This window comes from Achromobacter sp. 2789STDY5608621 (genome assembly GCF_001299375.1).
Taxonomy (GTDB): Bacteria; Pseudomonadota; Gammaproteobacteria; order Burkholderiales; family Burkholderiaceae_B; genus Achromobacter; species Achromobacter insuavis.
Genome location: NZ_CYTU01000002.1, coordinates 292,339 through 311,992 on the forward strand (window position 1 = coordinate 292,339; position 19,654 = coordinate 311,992).

Annotated in this window: 18 protein-coding genes; 16 read left to right on the top strand and 2 right to left on the bottom strand. The window is 67.4% G+C overall.

What is annotated here, in order from left to right:
* Positions 1–62: 62 nt before the first annotated feature.
* From gyrA to cysM, 15 genes are all read left to right on the top strand, one after another.
* The gene (gene gyrA / locus AOZ53_RS03765; RefSeq protein WP_054429491.1) at positions 63–2,720 is read left to right on the top strand and encodes a DNA gyrase subunit A; all 2,658 of its coding nucleotides are present in this window, start codon (positions 63–65) and stop codon (positions 2,718–2,720) included.
* Positions 2,720–3,850, top strand: a complete 1,131-nt coding sequence (serC, locus tag AOZ53_RS03770) for a 3-phosphoserine/phosphohydroxythreonine transaminase (protein WP_054429490.1) — start codon at positions 2,720–2,722, stop codon at positions 3,848–3,850. The genes gyrA and serC overlap by 1 nt, the downstream gene beginning before the upstream one ends.
* The gene (pheA, locus tag AOZ53_RS03775; RefSeq protein ID WP_006393614.1) at positions 3,843–4,928 is read left to right on the top strand and encodes a prephenate dehydratase; all 1,086 of its coding nucleotides are present in this window, start codon (positions 3,843–3,845) and stop codon (positions 4,926–4,928) included. The genes serC and pheA overlap by 8 nt, the downstream gene beginning before the upstream one ends.
* Before the next feature lie 7 nt (positions 4,929–4,935).
* Positions 4,936–6,057, top strand: a complete 1,122-nt coding sequence (gene hisC, locus AOZ53_RS03780; RefSeq protein WP_054429488.1) for a histidinol-phosphate transaminase — start codon at positions 4,936–4,938, stop codon at positions 6,055–6,057.
* Positions 6,054–6,956 carry a prephenate dehydrogenase gene (locus AOZ53_RS03785; protein WP_054486884.1) on the top strand — a complete coding sequence of 301 codons (903 nt, stop codon included), beginning with the start codon at positions 6,054–6,056 and terminating at the stop codon, positions 6,954–6,956. Before hisC ends, AOZ53_RS03785 begins: the two co-directional genes overlap by 4 nt.
* 5 nt (positions 6,957–6,961) lie before the next feature.
* A complete protein-coding gene (gene aroA, locus AOZ53_RS03790; RefSeq protein ID WP_054478737.1) occupies positions 6,962–8,284 on the top strand; it encodes a 3-phosphoshikimate 1-carboxyvinyltransferase in 1,323 nt (440 codons plus the stop codon).
* Between the two features lie 32 nt (positions 8,285–8,316).
* Positions 8,317–9,006 carry a (d)CMP kinase gene (gene cmk, locus AOZ53_RS03795; RefSeq protein ID WP_054429485.1) on the top strand — a complete coding sequence of 230 codons (690 nt, stop codon included), beginning with the start codon at positions 8,317–8,319 and terminating at the stop codon, positions 9,004–9,006.
* Between the two features lie 231 nt (positions 9,007–9,237).
* A complete protein-coding gene (gene rpsA, locus AOZ53_RS03800; RefSeq protein WP_026382780.1) occupies positions 9,238–10,950 on the top strand; it encodes a 30S ribosomal protein S1 in 1,713 nt (570 codons plus the stop codon).
* A gap of 3 nt (positions 10,951–10,953) precedes the next feature.
* Positions 10,954–11,313: an integration host factor subunit beta gene (locus AOZ53_RS03805; RefSeq protein WP_006393620.1), complete on the top strand. Its 360-nt coding sequence runs from the start codon at positions 10,954–10,956 to the stop codon at positions 11,311–11,313.
* A gap of 128 nt (positions 11,314–11,441) precedes the next feature.
* Positions 11,442–11,756, top strand: coding sequence for a lipopolysaccharide assembly protein LapA domain-containing protein (locus tag AOZ53_RS03810; protein ID WP_006388264.1), 315 nt, complete (start codon positions 11,442–11,444; stop codon positions 11,754–11,756).
* A 61-nt stretch (positions 11,757–11,817) separates the two neighbouring features.
* Positions 11,818–13,035 (top strand): lipopolysaccharide assembly protein LapB, encoded by a 1,218-nt coding sequence (lapB, locus tag AOZ53_RS03815; protein ID WP_054486886.1) that lies wholly within the window; start codon positions 11,818–11,820, stop codon positions 13,033–13,035.
* Entirely contained in the window at positions 13,032–13,973 is a 942-nt protein-coding gene (rfaE1, locus tag AOZ53_RS03820; protein ID WP_054429483.1) for a D-glycero-beta-D-manno-heptose-7-phosphate kinase, read from the top strand. The genes lapB and rfaE1 overlap by 4 nt, the downstream gene beginning before the upstream one ends.
* Positions 13,970–14,959, top strand: coding sequence for an ADP-glyceromanno-heptose 6-epimerase (gene rfaD / locus AOZ53_RS03825; protein WP_054486888.1), 990 nt, complete (start codon positions 13,970–13,972; stop codon positions 14,957–14,959). Before rfaE1 ends, rfaD begins: the two co-directional genes overlap by 4 nt.
* Before the next feature lie 194 nt (positions 14,960–15,153).
* A complete protein-coding gene (locus AOZ53_RS03830) occupies positions 15,154–15,666 on the top strand; it encodes a ComEA family DNA-binding protein (protein WP_054429481.1) in 513 nt (170 codons plus the stop codon).
* A gap of 169 nt (positions 15,667–15,835) precedes the next feature.
* Positions 15,836–16,747, top strand: coding sequence for a cysteine synthase CysM (gene cysM, locus AOZ53_RS03835; RefSeq protein WP_054429480.1), 912 nt, complete (start codon positions 15,836–15,838; stop codon positions 16,745–16,747).
* A 111-nt stretch (positions 16,748–16,858) separates the two neighbouring features.
* Here cysM and AOZ53_RS03840 read toward each other — a convergent pair whose 3' ends face one another.
* Together AOZ53_RS03840 and AOZ53_RS03845 are read right to left on the bottom strand one after the other, a co-directional pair.
* Positions 16,859–17,839: a Bug family tripartite tricarboxylate transporter substrate binding protein gene (locus AOZ53_RS03840; protein ID WP_054429479.1), complete on the bottom strand. Its 981-nt coding sequence runs from the start codon at positions 17,837–17,839 to the stop codon at positions 16,859–16,861.
* Positions 17,836–18,612, bottom strand: a complete 777-nt coding sequence (locus AOZ53_RS03845) for an IclR family transcriptional regulator (RefSeq protein WP_054429478.1) — start codon at positions 18,610–18,612, stop codon at positions 17,836–17,838. The genes AOZ53_RS03840 and AOZ53_RS03845 overlap by 4 nt, the downstream gene beginning before the upstream one ends.
* 68 nt (positions 18,613–18,680) lie before the next feature.
* Between AOZ53_RS03845 and AOZ53_RS03850 the strand changes: the two genes are divergently transcribed.
* A partial coding sequence (locus tag AOZ53_RS03850; RefSeq protein WP_054486926.1) for a cyclase family protein occupies positions 18,681–19,654 on the top strand: 974 nt, incomplete at its 3' end.

Sequence of the window (19,654 nt, forward strand, 5' to 3'; positions counted from 1 at the left end):
ATGATAGAATTTCCTGTTTACCCGGCCCGGGTTCCTCCTTACACGATTCTGTCGTTATATATATGGATTCCTTTGCCAAGGAGACGCTTCCGGTATCGCTGGAAGAAGAGATGCGCCGCAGTTACCTCGATTACGCGATGAGCGTGATTGTCGGGCGGGCGCTACCGGATGTGCGGGACGGGCTCAAGCCCGTCCACCGGCGCGTGCTCTACGCGATGCACGAGCTCAACAACGACTGGAACCGCGCCTATAAGAAGTCCGCGCGTATCGTCGGGGACGTCATCGGTAAGTACCACCCCCACGGCGACCAGTCCGTCTACGACACCATCGTCCGCATGGCGCAGGATTTCTCCATGCGCTACATGCTGGTCGACGGCCAGGGCAACTTCGGCTCCATCGACGGCGACAATGCCGCGGCGATGCGTTACACCGAAATCCGCCTGGCCAAGATCGCCCACGAGCTGCTCGCGGACATCGACCAGGAAACGGTCGACTTCGGCCCCAACTACGACGGCAGCGAGCAAGAGCCGCTGCTGCTGCCCTCGCGCCTGCCGAACCTGCTGGTCAACGGCAGCTCGGGCATCGCCGTCGGCATGGCCACCAACATTCCGCCCCACAACCTCCAGGAAGTGGTCGACGGCTGCCTGTACTGCCTGCGCAATCCTGCGTGCACGGTCGATGAACTCATGGAGATCATCCCGGCGCCGGACTTCCCCACGGGCGGCATCATCTACGGCATGTCCGGCGTGCGCGAAGGCTATCGCACCGGTCGCGGCCGCGTCATCATGCGCGCCAAGACCCACTTCGAGGACATGGAGAAGGGCAACCGCCAGGCCATCGTGGTCGACGCGATTCCCTACCAGGTCAACAAGAAGACGCTGCAGGAACGCATCGCCGAGCTGGTCAACGACAAGAAGATCGAAGGCATCTCCGACATCCGCGACGAGTCCGACAAGGACGGCATGCGCCTGGTGATCGAGCTCAAGCGCGGCGAAGTGCCCGAGGTGGTGCTGAACAACCTCTACAAGAACACGCAGCTGCAGGACACCTTCGGGATGAACCTGGTGGCGCTGGTCGACGGCCAGCCCCGCCTGCTCAACCTGAAGCAGATGATCGACTACTTCCTGCAGCATCGCCGCGAAGTGGTGACGCGCCGCACGGTGTTCCAGCTGCGCAAGGCCCGCGAACGCGGCCACGTGCTGGAAGGCCTGGCCGTGGCGCTGGCCAACATCGACGACTTCATCGCCATCATCAAGGCCGCGCCGACGCCTCCCGTCGCGCGCCAGGAACTGATGGCCAAGTCGTGGGATTCCTCGCTGGTGCGCGAAATGCTGTCGCGCGCGGACGGCGATACGCCGGGAGGCCGCGCGGCCTTCCGTCCGGACGACCTGGGCGCCGAGTTCGGCCTGCAGGGCGACGGCCTGTACCGCCTGAGCGACACCCAGGCCCAGGAAATCCTGAACATGCGCCTGCAGCGCCTGACCGGCCTGGAGCAGGACAAGATCGTCGGCGAATACAAGGACGTCATGTCCGCCATCGCCGACCTGCTGGACATCCTGGCCCGTCCCGAGCGCATCACGACCATCATCGGCGAAGAGCTGCAGGCCATCAAGGCCGAGTTCTCGACCGGCGCCAAGGACACGCGCCGCTCGGACATCGAGCTGAACGCGACCGAACTCGACACCGAAGACCTGATCACGCCCACCGACATGGTCGTGACGCTGTCGCACGGCGGCTACATCAAGAGCCAGCCGCTGTCCGAGTACCGTTCGCAGAAGCGTGGCGGCCGCGGCAAGCAGGCCACCGCGATGAAGGAAAACGACTGGATCGACCAGCTGTTCATCGCCAACACGCATGACTTCCTGCTGTGCTTCTCGAACCGCGGTCGGGTCTACTGGCTCAAGGTCTGGGAAGTGCCGCAAGGCACGCGCAATTCGCGCGGCAAGCCGATCGTCAACATGTTCCCGCTGGCCGAAGGCGAGAAGATCACGGTGGTGCTGCCGGTCAAGGAATTCAGCGAAGACCACTACGTCTTCATGGCGACCTCGCGCGGCACGGTCAAGAAGACCCCGCTGTCAGACTTCTCCAACCCGCGCAAGGCCGGCATCATCGCGGTCGACCTGGACGATGGCGACTACCTGATCGGCGCCGACCTCACCGACGGCAAGCACGACGTCATGCTGTTCTCGGATGCCGGCAAGGCCGTGCGCTTCGACGAGAACGACGTGCGCCCGATGGGCCGCAACGCCCGCGGCGTGCGCGGCATGATGCTCGAGGACACGCAGAACGTGATCGCGCTGCTGGTGGCCGGGGATGAAACGCAGAGCGTGCTGACGGCCACTGAAAACGGCTACGGCAAGCGCACCCCGATCACCGAGTACACGCGCCATGGCCGCGGCACCAAGGGCATGATCGCCATCCAGACCAGCTCGCGCAACGGCAAGGTGGTCGGCGCCGTGCTGGTGATGCCTTCGGATGAAATCATGCTGATCACCACCGGCGGCGTGCTGGTGCGCACCCGGGTCGCGGAAATCCGCGAAATGGGCCGCGCCACGCAAGGCGTCACCCTCATCAACGTCGACGACGGCAGCTCGCTGTCCGGCGTGCGCCGCGTTGTCGAAAGCGATGCGGACGATGACAGCGAAGACCTGGACGACGGCCAGGAAGAGGGCAACGGCGACGCCGCTGCAACGGATTCGACGGAACCTACGGAGCAATAATGGCCCGCCCCTGGAACTTCTCGGCAGGCCCCTCGGCCTTGCCCGAGGTGGTACTGCAGCAAGCCGCTGCGGAAATGCTGGACTGGCACGGCAGTGGCATGTCCGTGATGGAAATGAGCCATCGCGGCAAGCACTTCGTGCAGATCTGCGACGAAGCGGAAAGCGACCTGCGCGATCTGCTCGGCCTGTCTCCGGACTACGCGGTGATGTTCATGCAGGGCGGAGGTTCCGGGGAGAACGCCATCGTTCCCATGAATCTCATGGGGCGGCGCGGCACGCCGGCGGCCGACTTCGTCGTGACCGGCCACTGGTCGTCGCGCTCCTACAAGGAAGCCGGCCGCTACGGTGACGCGCAGGTCGCGGCCACCAGCGGTCAGGCGACGCAGCTGGACGGCCGCGAGCAGGCGCCGTTCACCTGGGTGCCGCCGGTCGATACCTGGAAGGTGCGCAAGGAATCGGCCTATCTACACCTGTGCAGCAACGAAACCATCGGCGGCGTCGAATTCATGGATTGGCCCGACACGGCCGCGCTCGGCGCGCCCGACGTGCCGCTGGTGATCGACGCTTCCTCGCATTTCCTGTCGCGTCCGATGGACGTGAGCCGCTGCGGCATGATGTACGCGGGCGCCCAGAAGAACGCCGGCCCGGCCGGCGTGACCATGGCCATCACCCGCCGCGACCTGATCGGCCACGCGCTGCCGATCTGCCCGTCGGCGTTCGACTACGCCAACGTGGCCGCCGAGCATTCGCGCTACAACACGCCGCCGACCTTCGCGATCTACATCGCCGGCCTGGTGTTCAAGTGGGTCAAGGCCAATGGCGGCGTGGCCGGCATGGAAGCGGCCAACAAGGCCAAGGCCGAGCTGCTCTACGGCTACCTCGACAGCACCAGTTTCTACCGCAATCCGATCCACGCGCCCGTGCGTTCGCGCATGAACGTGCCGTTCGTACTGCGCGACGAGTCGCTCAACGACGCCTTCCTGCAAGGCGCCGATGCCGCCGGCCTGACGCAGCTCAAGGGCCACAAGAGCGTGGGCGGCATGCGCGCCTCGATCTACAACGCCGTGCCGCTGGCCGCCGTGGCCGCGCTGGTCGAGTACCTGAAGGAATTCGAGCGCCGCTATGGATGACGATCTGCAGCGCAAGCTGCGCCCCCTGCGCGACCGCATCGACGCGCTCGATGCTCAGATCCTGGACCTCCTGTCGCAGCGCGCCCGCGCCGCGCAGGAAGTCGGCGAGGCCAAGCACGCCGCCCACGCCGACGGCCCGGTGCTGCGTCCCGAACGTGAAGCCGAAGTGATCCGGCGCCTGCAGCAACTCAATCCCGGTCCGTTTCCGGCGGCTGGCGTGGCCTCGGTCTGGACCGAGATCATCTCGGCCTGCCGTGGCCTGGAGCGCGGCATGACCGTCGCCTACCTGGGCCCGCAAGGCTCGTTTTCCGAGCAGGCCGCGCTGGAGCATTTCGGCCACGCGGTGCAGAAGCTGCCGTGCGTGTCGTTCGATGAAGTCTTCCGCGCCGTCGAGGCGGGGCAGGCCGATGTCGGCATGGTGCCGGTCGAGAACTCCACCGAAGGCGCGGTCAACCGCAGCCTGGACCTGCTGCTGAACACGCCGCTGCGCATCCTGGGCGAGCGTTCGCTGGTGATCCGCCATTGCCTGATGTCGCAGTCCGGCAAGATGGACGGCATCAAGACGATTTCCGCGCATCCGCAGGCGCTGGCCCAGTGCCAGGGCTGGCTGACGCGCAACTACCCCGACCTGGAGCGCGTGGCCGCGGCCAGCAATTCCGAGGCGGCGCGCCTGGCCGCATCCGATCCGGCCATCGCCGCGATCGCCGGCGAAGTGGCCGCGCCGGCCTGGAACCTGCAGGTCGTCAGCGCCGGCATCCAGGACGATCCGCACAACCGCACGCGTTTCCTGGCCATCGGCAATATCGAGCCGCTGGTCAGCGGCAAGGACAAGACCAGCCTGATCCTGGCTGTCCCCAACCGCGCCGGCGCCGTCTACGAGATGCTGGCGCCGCTGGCGGCCAACGGCGTGTCGATGACGCGCTTCGAATCCCGCCCGGCCCGCACCGGCGAGTGGGAATACTATTTCTACGTCGATGTCCTGGGACATCGCAACGATCCGAATGTCGCGCTCGCCCTGGATACCCTGCGGGCGCAGGTCGCCTACCTGAAAGTGCTGGGTTCCTACCCGGCGCCGTGAGTCCTCCATGACCAACACTTCCAAGCCTCTCGCCGCTCCCGCGCACGTCAGCGCCATCGCGCCCTACCAGGCGGGCAAGCCCATCGAGGAACTGGCCCGCGAATTCGGGCTGGATCCGGCCGGGATCGTCAAGCTGGCCTCCAACGAGAACCCGCTGGGCATGCCGCAGTCGGCGCGCGCCGCCATGCTGGCCGCCGCCGAGTCGCTGGCGCGCTACCCGGATCCCAACGGCTTTGACCTGAAGGCCGCGCTGGCCGCGCGCTACGAAGTGCCGATGAACTGGATCACGCTGGGCAACGGCTCCAACGACATCCTGGAAATCGCCGCGCTGGCGCTGCTGGAGCCGGGCGCCTCGGCGGTCTACGCGCAGCATTCGTTCGCCGTCTACCGCCTGGCCACGCAGGCCCGCGGCGCGCGCCACATCGTGGTGCCGGCCAAGGACTACGGCCATGACCTGGACGCCATGTTCGACGCCATCGCCGACGACACGCGCCTCTTGTTCATCGCCAACCCCAACAACCCCACCGGCACCTTCGTGCCGGGCGACCAGGTGGCCGCGTTCCTGGAGCGCGTCCACGCCGCCCATGGCGACCGCGTCACGGTGGTGCTGGACGAGGCCTACAACGAATACCTCGAGCCGCAATTCCGTTTCGACAGCACCGCGCTGGTGCGCCGCTTTCCCAACCTGATCGTCTCGCGCACGTTCTCCAAGGCCTACGGCCTGGCCGGCCTGCGCGTGGGCTTCGCGGTGGCGCAGCCGGCCCTGACCGACCTGCTCAACCGCGTGCGCCAGCCGTTCAACGTCAACACGCTGGCGCAGGCCGCCGCCGTGGCCGCGCTGGGCGATGCCGCCTATCTGGAACAGGCCTACACCTCCAACAAGGCCGGCAAGGCGCAGCTGTGCGAAGCCTTTGACCGCCTCAAGCTGCGCTATGTGCCCAGCTATGGCAACTTCGTGCTGGTGCACGTGGGCGATGCGCCGCGCATCAACCTGGCGTTGCTCAAGCGCGGCGTGATCGTGCGCCCGGTGGCCGGCGACGGCCTGCCCGAGTGGCTGCGCGTGTCCATCGGCCTGCCGCAAGAGAACGCCCGCTTCATCGACGCGCTGACCGCCATCCTGTCCGAATGAACGGCGCGACCTCCAAGCCGAATCAGGGGGCCGCTGGCCCCCTGATTCCTGTGCTGGCCGTCGTCGGCGTGGGCCTGATCGGCGGTTCCTTCGCCGCGGCCCTGCGCCAGGCGGGGCAGGTGGGGCGGGTGCTGGGCGTGGGCCGCAATGCCGCGTCGCTGGCGCGCGCGGTCGAACTGGGCCTGATCGACGAAGCCGTCAGCGCCGAAGAGGCCGCCGCCCGCGCCGACCTGGTGTTCCTGGCCACGCCCGTGGGCGGTCTGAAGGACATGCTGGCGCGCATGCTGCCGCAGCTGCGCGATGGCACCCTGCTGACCGATGGCGGCAGCACCAAGGCCGAGGTGGTCGATGCCGCCCGCCTGGCGCTGGGCGCGCGCATTGGCCAGTTCGTGCCGGGCCATCCGATTGCCGGCGCCGAACGCACCGGCCCCGATGCCGCCGATGCCGGCCTGTATCGAGACCGCTGCGTCATCCTGACGCCGCTGGCGGAGAACGCCGCCGCCGCCGTGGCCCGGGTGCGCGAGGCCTGGCAGGCCTGTGGCGCCCGCGTGATCGACATGGACGCCGACGCGCACGACCGCGTGCTGGCCTCGGTCAGCCATCTGCCGCACCTGTTGTCGTCGGTCTATATGGAGCAGGTCGCCACCGCCGATGACGCCGCCACGCGGCTGGCGCTGGCCGGCAGCGGCTTCCGCGACTTCACCCGTATCGCGGCGGGCTCGCCCGAGATGTGGCGCGATATCTTTCTATCCAACCGCGACGCCATGCTGGCCGAGCTGGTGGCCGTGCGCGCCGTGCTGGATCGGGCCGAGCGCGCGATCGACGGCGGCGACGGCGCGGCCTTGCTGGCATTGCTGGACACGGCGGCGCAGGCGCGCCGCAACTGGCGCAAGGAGTAATCGACATGGGCGCTTTGCCTTTCCTGGATCTGCCGCGCGCGCGGCGCGCGCAGGGCGTCATGGCCTTGCCCGGTTCCAAGAGCATTTCCAATCGCGTGCTGCTGCTGGCGGCCATCGCCGACGGCGAGACCGCCATCACCGGGCTGCTCGATTCCGATGACACCCGCGTCATGCTGGCCGCCTTGCGCCAACTGGGCGTGGCGGTGTCCGAGCTGGCCGAGGGCCGCGTCACCGTGCGCGGCGTGAGCCGTTTTCCGGTCGACAGCGCCGACCTGTTCATGGGCAATGCCGGCACCGCGATCCGGCCGCTGACGGCGGCGCTGGCGCTGATGGGCGGCGATTACCGCCTGTCGGGCGTGCCGCGCATGCACGAGCGTCCCATCGGCGACCTGGTCGATGCGCTCAAGGCGCTCGGCGCCCGTATCGACTACCTGGGCCAGCCCGGCTATCCACCGCTGCATATCGGCCGCGGCGAGATCGCCACGCCGGCCGTGACGCGGGTGCAAGGCTCGGTCTCCAGCCAGTTCCTGACCGCCTTGCTGCTGGCGGCGCCGCTGCAGGCCGCGCAGAGCGGCCAGCCGGTGGTGATCGAAGTGGCGGGCGAGCTGATCTCCAAGCCGTACATCGAGATCACGCTGAACCTGATGGCGCGCTTCGGCGTGGCCGTGCAGCGCGACGGCTGGAGCCGTTTCACCATCGCCGGCGGCGCGCGCTACCGCAGTCCGGGGCAGATCGCGGTCGAGGGCGATGCCTCGACCGCCTCGTACTTCCTGGCGCTTGGCGCCATCGGCGGCGGCCCGCTGCGGGTGACCGGCGTGGGCGCCGACAGCATCCAGGGCGACGTCAAGTTCGCCGACACCCTGGCCGCCATGGGCGCGACCGTGACCTACGGCGAAGGCTGGATTGAGGTGACCGGCGTGCGCGTGGCCGAGGGCGGTCGCCTGAAGGCCTTCGACACCGATTTCAACCTGATCCCCGACGCCGCCATGACGGCCGCCGCGCTGGCGCTGTACGCCGACGGCCCCTGCCGCCTGCGCAACATCGGCAGCTGGCGCGTCAAGGAGACCGACCGCATCCACGCCATGCAGACCGAGCTGGAAAAGCTGGGCGCGCAGGTGGAATCGGGGCCGGATTGGCTGCGCGTGACCCCGCCGGCCGACGGCGCCTGGCGCGACGCGCATATCGGCACCTGGGACGACCATCGCATGGCGATGTGCTTTTCGCTGGCCGCGTTCGGCCCGGCCGCGGTGCGGATTCTGGATCCGGGTTGCGTCAGCAAGACGTTCCCGGGTTACTTTGATGTCTACGCCGGCCTGGTGTCGGCGTAGTGAACCAGGGCTTCGGCCCATTGCCCCTCTACATGACTTCGATTGATCCGATCGTGACTTCCGCCGCCCCTGTCATCACCATCGATGGCCCCACCGCCTCGGGCAAGGGCACCGTCGCCCACCGCGTCGCCAAGGCGCTGGGCTGGGCGGTGCTGGACAGCGGCGCGCTCTACCGGCTGACCGCCCTGGCGGCGATCAACCGCGGCGTCGACGCGGCCGACGAGCCCGCCGTGGCGCGGGTGGCCGAGACGCTGGACGTGCGTTTCGACGGCCCTCACGTCTATCTGGAAGGCGCCGACGTCGGCCATGAAATCCGCCGCGAGGCCGTCGGCAACTTCGCTTCCCGCGTGGCGGCGTTCCCCGGCGTGCGGCAGGCGCTGCTCGAGCGCCAGCGTGCGTTCCGCCTGCTTCCCGGACTGGTGGCCGACGGCCGCGACATGGGCACGGTGGTGTTCCCTGATGCGTCCCTGAAGGTGTTCCTGGTGGCCGATGTGGTCGCGCGAGCCGAGCGGCGGCGTAAGCAGTTGATCGAAAAGGGAATTTCTGCTAATCTAGACGACCTTTTGCGGGATATGCGCGAGCGGGATGCCCGCGACACGCAGCGCGCCACGGCGCCGCTTGCTCCCGCAGCGGATGCACACGTGCTGGATTCGTCGAATCTGACGATTGCGGAAACCGTGCAGGCAATACTGGATCTCTGGCAGGCCAGCCCCACGCATTGAGGGGCGGGCACCGGCCAATCTCGTTTGAATGGCGGGTATCCCCGCCAGTCGTTTGAATGGCGGGCATCTTCGCCAGTCGTTTTTTTTATCGGCCCTGTCTTCGCCAGGCGAAACCCCCACGGGACACCCCGCAAGGGCAAACCGGCAGGCAGGTATTTTGACTCCACTGTGGCGGGCAATCCGCTGCGGTGTGTTCTTAACGGCCATTTCGGCCCAATGGATTTCAACCCCATGTCTTCCGTTTCCACTACCGCCACCGGCGGCGAAAGTTTCGCCGACCTTTTCGCCCAGAGCCTCAAGAGCCAGGACATGAAGTCCGGCGAGGTCATCAGCGCCGAAGTCGTGCGCGTCGACCATAACTTCGTCGTCGTCAACGCCGGCCTGAAGTCCGAAGCGCTGATCCCCCTGGAAGAGTTCCTGAACGACCAGGGCGAGCTCGAAGTGCAACCCGGCGATTTCGTCTCGGTGGCCATCGATTCCCTGGAAAACGGCTACGGCGACACCATCCTGTCGCGTGACCGCGCCAAGCGCCTGTCGGCCTGGCTGCAACTGGAAAAGGCCCTGGAAAACGGCGAGCTGGTCACCGGCACCATCACCGGCAAGGTGAAGGGCGGCCTGACCGTCATGACCAACGGCATCCGCGCGTTCCTGCCGGGTTCGCTGGTGGATCTGCGTCCGGTCAAGGACACGACCCCGTACGAAGGCAAGACCCTCGAATTCAAGGTCATCAAGCTCGACCGCAAGCGCAACAACGTCGTGCTGTCGCGTCGCCAGGTGCTGGAAGCCAGCATGGGCGAAGAGCGCCAGAAGCTGCTCGAAACCCTGCACGAAGGTGCTGTGGTCAAGGGCGTGGTCAAGAACATCACCGACTACGGCGCGTTCGTGGACCTGGGCGGCATCGACGGCCTGCTGCACATCACCGACATGGCCTGGCGCCGTGTGCGTCACCCCTCCGAAGTCCTGCAAGTGGGTCAGGAAGTCGAAGCCAAGGTCCTCAAGTTCGACCAGGAAAAGAGCCGCGTCTCGCTGGGCGTCAAGCAGCTGGGCGAAGATCCGTGGGTGGGCCTGGCTCGCCGCTACCCGCAAGGCACCCGCCTGTTCGGCAAGGTCACCAACCTGACCGACTACGGCGCGTTCGTTGAAGTCGAAGCCGGCATCGAAGGCCTGGTGCACGTCTCCGAAATGGACTGGACCAACAAGAACGTCGATCCGCGCAAGGTCGTGACCCTGGGCGAAGAAGTCGAAGTCATGGTCCTGGAAATCGACGAAGACCGTCGTCGCATCTCGCTGGGCATGAAGCAGTGCCGCCAGAACCCGTGGGAAGAGTTCGCCACCAACTTCAAGCGTGGTGACAAGGTCCGCGGCGCCATCAAGTCGATCACCGACTTCGGCGTGTTCGTCGGCCTGCCCGGCGGCATCGATGGCCTGGTTCACCTGTCCGACCTGTCGTGGACGGAAACCGGCGAAGAAGCCGTGCGCAACTTCAAGAAGGGCGACGAGATCGAAGCCGTGGTTCTGGGCATCGATACCGACAAGGAACGCATCTCGCTGGGCATCAAGCAGCTGGAAGGCGACCCCTTCAACAACTTCGTTGCCACGTTCGACAAGGGCGCCGTGGTTCCGGGCACCATCAAGTCGGTCGAAGCCAAGGGCGCCGTCGTGACGCTGTCCGTGGACGTCGAAGGCTACCTGCGCGCTTCCGAGATCTCCTCGGGCCGCGTCGAAGATGCCACCACCGTGCTGACCGCCGGCGAGAACATCGAAGCCATGATCGTCAACATCGACCGCAAGACGCGTTCGATCCAGCTGTCGATCAAGGCCCGTGACAACGCCGAAACCGCCGAAACGATCCAGCGCATGTCCGACGCCAGCGCTTCGTCCGGCACCACCAACCTCGGCGCGCTGCTGAAGGCCAAGCTGGACCAACAGCGCAACGACGGTTAATTCGTGACCAAGTCGGAGCTGATCGCCGCCTTGGCGGCCCGCTATCCTCAGCTGGCCGCCCGCGACACCGATTACGCGGTCAAGACCGTGCTCGATGCAATGACCCAGGCCCTGGCCTCGGGCCAGCGCATCGAGATCCGCGGTTTTGGCAGCTTCTCGCTGTCGCAGCGGTCTCCCCGTATCGGCCGCAACCCGAAATCCGGCGAACAAGTGCTGGTGCCTGGCAAACAGGTGCCGCACTTCAAGGCGGGCAAGGAGTTGCGCGAGCGGGTGGATTTGGTCGGCGGCAATGACGAGGACGCTCAATCCTCTGGATCGAGTGAACCGATGCCGTCCATGGCGAGCATGCACGCCATGCACTGACGGCACGGCCAGCAAGCTGCCTTCGGGCAGATCGGACCGCGAGCAAACGCCCCTTGAGCAATCAAGGGGCTTTGTTTTTGCGGAGGTCGCTTACAATTGACCCTCTCGAATTCTTAGGAGCATGCGTCATGCGCTACCTTGTCTGGGCCCTGCGATTGCTCGTGTTCGTGGCGGTATTGATGTTCGCGTTGAAGAACACCGATCCCGTCGCCGTGAAGTTCTACGCCGATTACGTGGTGCAGGATGTGCCGCTGATCGTCGTCATGCTGGTGGTGTTCGTGGTCGGCGCCCTGTTCGGCCTGCTGCTGACCGTGCCGGCCGCCATGCGCCGCCGCCGCGAGGCCATCCGCCTGCGCCGCGAGCTCGACCGCGTGCAGGCCGCCGTGAACGGCACCACGCCGGCCGTGCCGCCGGAAGCCGTCGCGCCGATGTCGCCGCTGTGACGGCGCCGCGCCGTCCGCAAGCCTTTCTTTTCCGCATTGAATCTACGCAAGAGCCCGCATAGTGGATTTTGAACCTTGGTGGTTGATATTCGTGCCGGTGTTGTTCGCGCTCGGCTGGCTGGCCGCGCGCTTCGACATCCGGCAGATGTTGCGGGAAACCCGCAGCCTGCCCGATTCGTATTTCCGGGGCCTGAACTTCCTGCTCAATGAGCAGCCCGACCGCGCCATCGACGCGTTCGTCGAGGTGGCCAAGCTCGATCCCGAGACCACCGAACTGCACTTCGCGCTGGGCAGCCTGTTCCGTCGCCGCGGCGAAATGGAGCGCGCCATCCGCGTGCACCAGAGCCTGCTGAACCGTTCCGACCTGCCCGCCGCCGAGCGCGAGCACGCGCAGCACGAATTGGCGCAGGACTTCCTCAAGGCCGGCATGCTCGACCGCGCCGAAAACGGCTTCGAGCAGCTCAAGGACACGCGCTACGCCTTGCCGGCGCTGCGTTCGCTGATCCGCATCTACGAATCCGAGCACGACTGGCCGCGCGCCATCGAGGCCGTCAAGACGCTGCACGGCCTGGTGGACGAGCCGGTGCCGCAGATCGTGCATTACTACTGCGAGCAGGCCGCGACGGCGCTGGCGGCCAAGCCGCCCAACGTCGATGCCGCGCACGCCGCCCTGGATGCCGCCGACCATGCCTTGTCGACCGCCGACGCCGGCATGTCGAGCAAGGGCGCCGTGGTGCGCACCGCCATGCTGCGCGCGCGCCTGGCGCTGATCGAACAGGATCCCAAGCGCGAGCGGTTGTACCTGGAGTCGGTCATGACCGACTCCCCCGAGTACGCCGGCCTGGTGGCCGAGCAGTTGCTGGCCAACTATCGCGCCGCCGGCCAGGCCGAGGCCGGGCTGGAATTGCTGCAGCGCCAGTACGCGCGCCACGCCTCGCTCGACCTGTTCAACGTCGTGTTCCGCGAATTGCGCGTGCAGCAGGGCTCCGCGCCGGCCTGGGCCTTTGCCCGGGGCGCGTTGCGCAACCATCCCTCGTTGCTCGGCCTGGACCGCCTGCTGGAGGCCGAACTGGCCAATCCGGAGGGCGCGAGCGAGCATGGCCCCGTGCCTGGAGCCGACCTCACGCTGCTGCGCAGCCTGATTCACAAGCATACGCAACGACTGGACCGCTACGCGTGCCGGAACTGCGGTTTTCAAGCGCGCCGCTTCTATTGGCAATGTCCTGGCTGCAACGCCTGGGAAACCTACGCGCCGCGCCGTCTGGAAGAACTTGAATGAGCCAATTTCCCGCCGAATCCATTTCGCATAGCCGCGTGCTCGTGGTGGGCGATGTCATGCTGGACCGTTACTGGTTCGGCGAGGTGGAGCGTATTTCCCCCGAGGCGCCGGTGCCGGTGGTGCGTGTCGCGCGCCGCGAGGACCGCCTGGGCGGCGCCGCCAACGTGGCGCGCAACGTCGCCGCGCTGGGCGGCCACGTCACGCTGGTGGGCGTGCTGGGCGAGGACGAGGCCGGCGACAGCGTGCGCCGCCTGGCCGCCGAGGCCGGCATCCAGGCCGAGCTGATCACCGACCTGAGCCTGCACACCACGCTGAAGATGCGCGTGCTGGGCCGCCAGCAGCAGCTGCTGCGCGTCGACTTCGAGCAGCACCCGGCGCAGGAGGCGCTCGACAGCATCGACGCCGCGCTGGCGCGTCACCTGGCCAACCACGACATCGTGGTGCTGTCCGACTACGCCAAGGGCGTGCTGACGCGGGTCGAGTCGCTGATCGCGCTGGCCCGCAGCGCCGGCATCCCGGTGCTGGTCGATCCCAAGGGCGACGACTATTCGCGCTATCGCGGCGCGACGCTGGTCACGCCCAACCGTTCCGAAATGCAGCAGGCCGTGGGCCGCTGGAATTCCGAATCCGAACTGACCGATCGCGCGCAGCGCCTGCGCGCCGATCTGGACCTGGAAGCCTTGCTCGTGACGCGTTCCGAGCAGGGCATGACTTTGTTTACCGACACGGGCCGCGAGCACATCGACGCGCAGGCGCACGAGGTGTTCGACGTGTCCGGCGCGGGCGATACCGTGCTGGCGACGCTGGCCGTCTCGCGCGCCATCGGCCTGCCGTGGGCGGATGCCATGGGCTGGGCCAACCGGGCCGGCGGCATCGCCGTGGGCAAGCTGGGCACGTCCGTCGTCACCGCCGCCGAACTGGCAGGAGAACTCTCATGATCGTCGTTACTGGAGCCGCGGGCTTCATTGGCAGCAACCTGGTGCGCGGCCTGAACCGCCGCGGGATCGAGGACATCATCGCGGTCGATGACCTGACCGAGGGCGACAAGTTCGTCAACCTGGTCGACTGCAAGATCGCCGACTACATGGACAAGGACGACTTCCGTCGCCGCGTCGCCGATGGCAGCCTGCCGGAGATCCGCGCCGTGCTGCACCAGGGCGCCTGCTCGGACACCACCGAGCGCAACGGCCGCTACATGCTCGACAACAACTACCGCGTCACGCTGGAGCTGTTCGAGTTCTGCCAGGCGCGCCGCATTCCCTTCCTGTATGCCTCGTCGGCCGCGGTCTACGGCGGTTCGTCGATCTACGTGGAAGATCCGGCCAACGAAGGCCCCCTGAACGTCTACGGCTATTCCAAGCTGCTGTTCGACCAGGTGCTGCGCAAGCGCATGGACAGCCTGACCGCGCAGGTCGTGGGGCTGCGTTATTTCAACGTCTATGGTCCGCATGAGCAGCACAAGGGCCGCATGGCGTCGGTGGCCTTCCACAACATGAACCAGTTCCTGGAGCACGGCCACGTGCGCCTGTTCGCCGGCTGGGAGGGCTACGTGGATGGCGGCCAGAGCCGCGACTTCATCTCGGTCGAGGACGTGGTGGCGGTCAACCTGCACTTCCTCGATCATCCGGAGCAGTCCGGCGTGTTCAATTGCGGCACGGGCCGGGCCCAGCCGTTCAACGACGTCGCCGCGGCCGTGGTCAACACGCTGCGCGCCGAGCGCGGCGAGGCGCAACTGACGCTGGCCCAGCTGGTCGAGCTGGACCTGATCCGCTACATCCCGTTCCCGGACGACCTGAAGGGCCGTTACCAGAGCTACACCCAGGCCGACGTCAGCCGCCTGCGCGCGGCGGGTTTCACCGCCCCGATGCGCGACGTGCAGACCGGCGTGGCCGAGTACGTGCGCTACTGGCGCGCGCGCAAGTAAGGCGCGCCGGCCGCCGCCTGGCGGTGGCCGGTCCGTGTCAAAAAAGAGCCGCCGTTCCGGGCGGCTTTTTTTCGCCCGCGTAGTTGCCGGGGTGGATCAATCCATTCACCGGGCATCCGCGGGGAATGCCCGGCGGGCCATGATCCGGAGGTGGCGCGGCAACCGTTGCGCCGCGTTTTTCCGGAGACCTGTCCATGAATCCCTTCCTCCATTCCACCGTCGCCCGCCGCCTGCCCGCGCTGCCGTGGCGCCGCCCACAACCCGTTGCCGCGCGACGCGGCCCGCCCGTGTTGCGCCAGGCGCTGGGCGCGGCCCTGCTGGCAGCCGGCGTGGCGCACGCGCCGGCGCAGGCGCTGGACCTGAACGACGCCACCGCGCAGCAGCTCGAGGGCATCCGCGGCATCGGGCCGCGCACGGCGCAGATCATCGTCGGCGAACGCGAGCGCGCCGGCCGGTTCGAGTCGCTGCAGGACCTCGCCGACCGGGTGCGCGGCATCAGCCAGAAGAAGGCCGAGGCCCTGGGGGCCGGCGGCCTGACGGTGGGCGCGGCGGGCGCTGATCCGAAGGTCGCGGGCGCGAAGGCGGCGGTCCCGGCGCCGGTCAGATCCGCGCCGGGGGCGGGCGCCGCCAAGGCCGCCCCCGCGGGTGGCGCGGCCAGGCCGGGAGCGGCCCAGACGGGTAAGCCCGCGGCGGCATCGCGACCCTGATCGGCGCCGCCACGGCGTCCCTGCGTCGCCATGTCCGCCGTCGCCATCGTCGGGGCGGACGCCGGCCTTGCCCGGCGCCTGGCGTTGCAGGGGCCGCCAGGCGCGGAACCCCTGGCGCGAGCGCGGCCTTTGGCGGCACGCCGCGCCGGGCGGGGTTATCATCGGCTTCATGACTACTACCTATCCCACTATCGAGCAGACCGTCGGCAACACGCCGCTGGTGCGCCTGCAGCGCATTCCCGGCGCCGCCGGGGCGGCGCGCGGCAACGTCATCCTGGCCAAGCTGGAAGGCAACAATCCGGCCGGCTCGGTGAAGGACCGTCCGGCGCTCTCCATGATCAAGCATGCCGAGGAGCGCGGCGACATCAAGCCGGGCGACACGCTGATCGAGGCGACCAGCGGCAACACCGGCATCGCGCTGGCCATGGCCGCCGCCATGCGCGGCTACCGCATGATCCTGATCATGCCCGACAACCTGTCGGTGGAGCGCCGCGCCGCCATGACGGCCTACGGCGCCGAGCTGATCCTGACGCCGGCCGACAAGGGCGGCATGGAATACGCCCGCGACCTGGCCACCGAAATGCAGGCCGATGGCCGCGGCGTGGTGCTGGACCAGTTCGCCAATCCGGACAACCCGCGCGCCCACATCGAAGGCACCGGCCCGGAAATCTGGACCCAGACCGACGGCCGCGTGACGCACTTCGTCAGCGCCATGGGCACGACCGGCACCATCATGGGCGTGTCCACCTACCTGAAGTCGCGCAATCCGGCGGTGCAGGTGGTGGGCGCGCAGCCGGCCGAGGGCTCGTCGATTCCCGGCATCCGCAAATGGCCGGAAGCCTACCTGCCCAAGATCTTCGACCGCAGCCGCGTGGACGCCTACGAGTCCATCCAGCAGGCCGAGGCCGAGGCCATGGCGCGCCGCCTGGCCGCCGAAGAGGGCATCTTCGGCGGCATTTCGTCCGCCGGCGCGCTGGTGGCCGCCTTGCGCGTGGCCGAGCGCGTGAATGACGCGACCATCGTCTTCATCGTCTGCGATCGCGGCGACCGCTACCTGTCCACGGGCGTCTTCAACAACTGACGCCTTGCGCGGGCCGGTCCCGCGCCCAGGAAAAACGCCCCACGTCCCGGATGTCATCCGGGGCGTGGGGCGTTTGCGTTGCGGGCCCGGCGGTGCGGCGCCGGCCAGTCCTTATTCGGGCTGGATGTTGGCGTCCTTCATGACCTTGATCCAGCGCGCGCTTTCGGCCAGGTTGAAGGCTTCGGCTTCCTGGTAGCTCATGGTGCTGGGCAGGGTGCCTTGCGACTTCAGCGCCTCGACCACCTTGGGCGATTGCGACGCCTCGATCATGGCCTTGTTGAGCTTGGCGATGATGGGTTCGGGCGTGTCCTTGGGCACCCACATGCCGTACCAGGTGACGATGTCGAAACCGGGCAGGCCGTTCTCGGCGATGGTCGGGACGTCGGGCAGCTCGGCCAGGCGGGTCTTGGTGGTGACGGCGATGGGGCGCACCTTGCCGCTCTGGATCAGGGGCAGGGCGGGCGCCAGCGGCGCGTACATCAGGTCGACGTGGCCGCCGGCGACGTCGGTCAGGGCCGGGCTGCTGCCACGGTAGCCGACGTGCGAGATGGACGCCTTGGTGGTGGTGTTGATCAGCTCGCCGGCCAGGTGCGGCAGCGTGGCCACGCCGGGCGAGGCAAAGCTGAGCGAACCCGGCTGGGCCTTGGCCTGCGCGATCAGTTCGCCGAAGGTCTTGAACTTGGAGTCGGGCGGCACCACGGCCACCATCGGCACCGTGCCCAGCACGCCGACCATGCGGAAGTCCTTGATCGGGTCGAACGTCAGGCTCTTGAACTGGGCGGGGTAGATGCCCTGCACCGACGGATTCATCAGCACCGTGTAGCCATCGGCCGGCGCGCGCGCGACCTGGGCGGCGCCGATGGTGCCGCTGGCGCCGGGACGGCTTTCGATCACCAGGGGATGGCCCAGGATCTCACCCATGCGCACCGCGATCACGCGGCCCACCACGTCGGTCGGGCCACCCGCGGCCCACGGCATGATCACGCGGATCGGCTTGTCGGGATAGGCGTCCTGCGCCTGTGCGCCAGCCAGCGGCAGGGCCCCGATGGCGATCGCCGAGCATGCCGCGGCGAGCAAAGTGCGCTTGTTCATCTGCTGTCTTCTCCTACAAAGGTTAGGTTGGCCGAGGGTAGGGCCGCGTACAGCAGCGCCTTGACCTCTTTCAGTTGCTGGCCAGTGGTGGCTTCGTTCTTCTGCATGCGCCCCAGGGGGCCGGCCACCACGATGGCGAAGGGTTGTTCATAGGCCCGGAACCCGAGCGAGATGGACATCACGTCCTCGACGTTTTCGCCGAGGGAGCGTTGCCAGCCGCGCTGGATGCCGGCCTGCAGGTCGCGGTCGAACGCGGCCTGGCTGGTGAGGGTGGTTTCGGTGTACGAGGCGAAGCCGGGATAGGTCTTGAACCATTTCTGGCGCTCGTCCTCGGGCAGCACCGAGAGCAGGGCCTTGCCCGAGCTGGTGGCGTGCACCGCCTTGAATCCGCCGGGCTGGTGCGAGAAGCGGATGGTCTGCTTGGACTCGGCGACGATCAGGTACACGACCTTGTCGTCGGCCAGCTTGGCCAGCAGGGCGGTCTCGCCGGTGATGTCGCGCACCCGCGCCAGCACCGGCTCGATCACGGCGTTCAGCGGGTCGCTGCGGCAGATCAGGGTGGCGACGTGGATCAGCTTCTGCGTCGGGTAGTAGCCGTGCTTCTTGCCGATCTCGTACAGATAGCCGCGCGCCACCATGGTCTTGAGCAGACCATGGCAGCTGGACAGCGGGATCTCCATCTGCGCGGCGATCTCGCTGTACAGCAATGGCTTCTGCGCCTCGGCGAAGAGGTTCAGAACATCCAGGACTCGTGCGGCTGTTTTCACATCCATGATGTTATTATCCTATATGTGATAAATTTGTGTCAAATTCTTAATTCATGGCCAAGGAGCCGCGCCACATGAGATGGAAGAACCGTCCCGAGGGATCGAACTGGGGAGACTTCGGCCCTGATGACCAACGGGGTTGCCTGAATTACATCACTCCCGCGAACGTGATGAAGGGAATCCAGGAAGTCCGCGAGGGCTTGAGCTTCTGTCTGTCGCTGCCGCTGGACTACCCCGGCGGCAACGGCGTCAACGTGCGCCGCCATCCGCCCAAGCTGCGCCCGACCGAGCGTGACGGCGACCAGTACCTGAACTTCCCGCTGGGCCGCCTGCGCCCTGGTTGCGTCGACGTGCTGAGCGATGACATCGTCGAGATGAGCCTGCAGTACTCGACCCAGTGGGACTCGCTGGCGCACGTGGGCGCGCTGTTCGACGCCAACGGCGACGGCCTGCCCGAACGCGTCTACTACAACGGCTACCGCCCCAACGAACACGTGGTCGGCCCGGTGGACTATGACGTCGACAATGGTTTCGCCAAGACCGATCTGGGCCAGGGCGGGGCCTCCCACGCCAAGAAGCTGGACATCACCCAGCTGGCCGAATCCTGCCTGCAGAGCCGCGGCGTCATGGTCGACCTGGCCCGGCATTATGGCCGCGAGCAGAAGTCGGTGGGCTACGACGACCTGATGCGCATCATCGAGGCCGACCGCATCGAGATCGAGCAGGGCGACATCGTGCTGTTCCACACCGAATTCGGCGATGCGCTGCTGGAAAAGCAGCGCCAGCCGGATCACCACACCCTGCACGAGATCTGCGCCGGGCTGGATGGCAGCGACGAGAAGCTGCTGCAATGGATCACCGATTCCAAGGTGGCCGCGATGGCGTCGGACAATCATGCGCTGGAAATCTACCCGACGCAGAAGCCCAACGCCTGCTGCGCGGCGCTGCCGCTGCATCACCACTGCATCTTCAAGCTCGGCCTGCCGATCGGCGAGATGTGGTACCTGGGCGCGCTGGCCCGCTGGCTGACCGCCAACGGCCGCAGCCG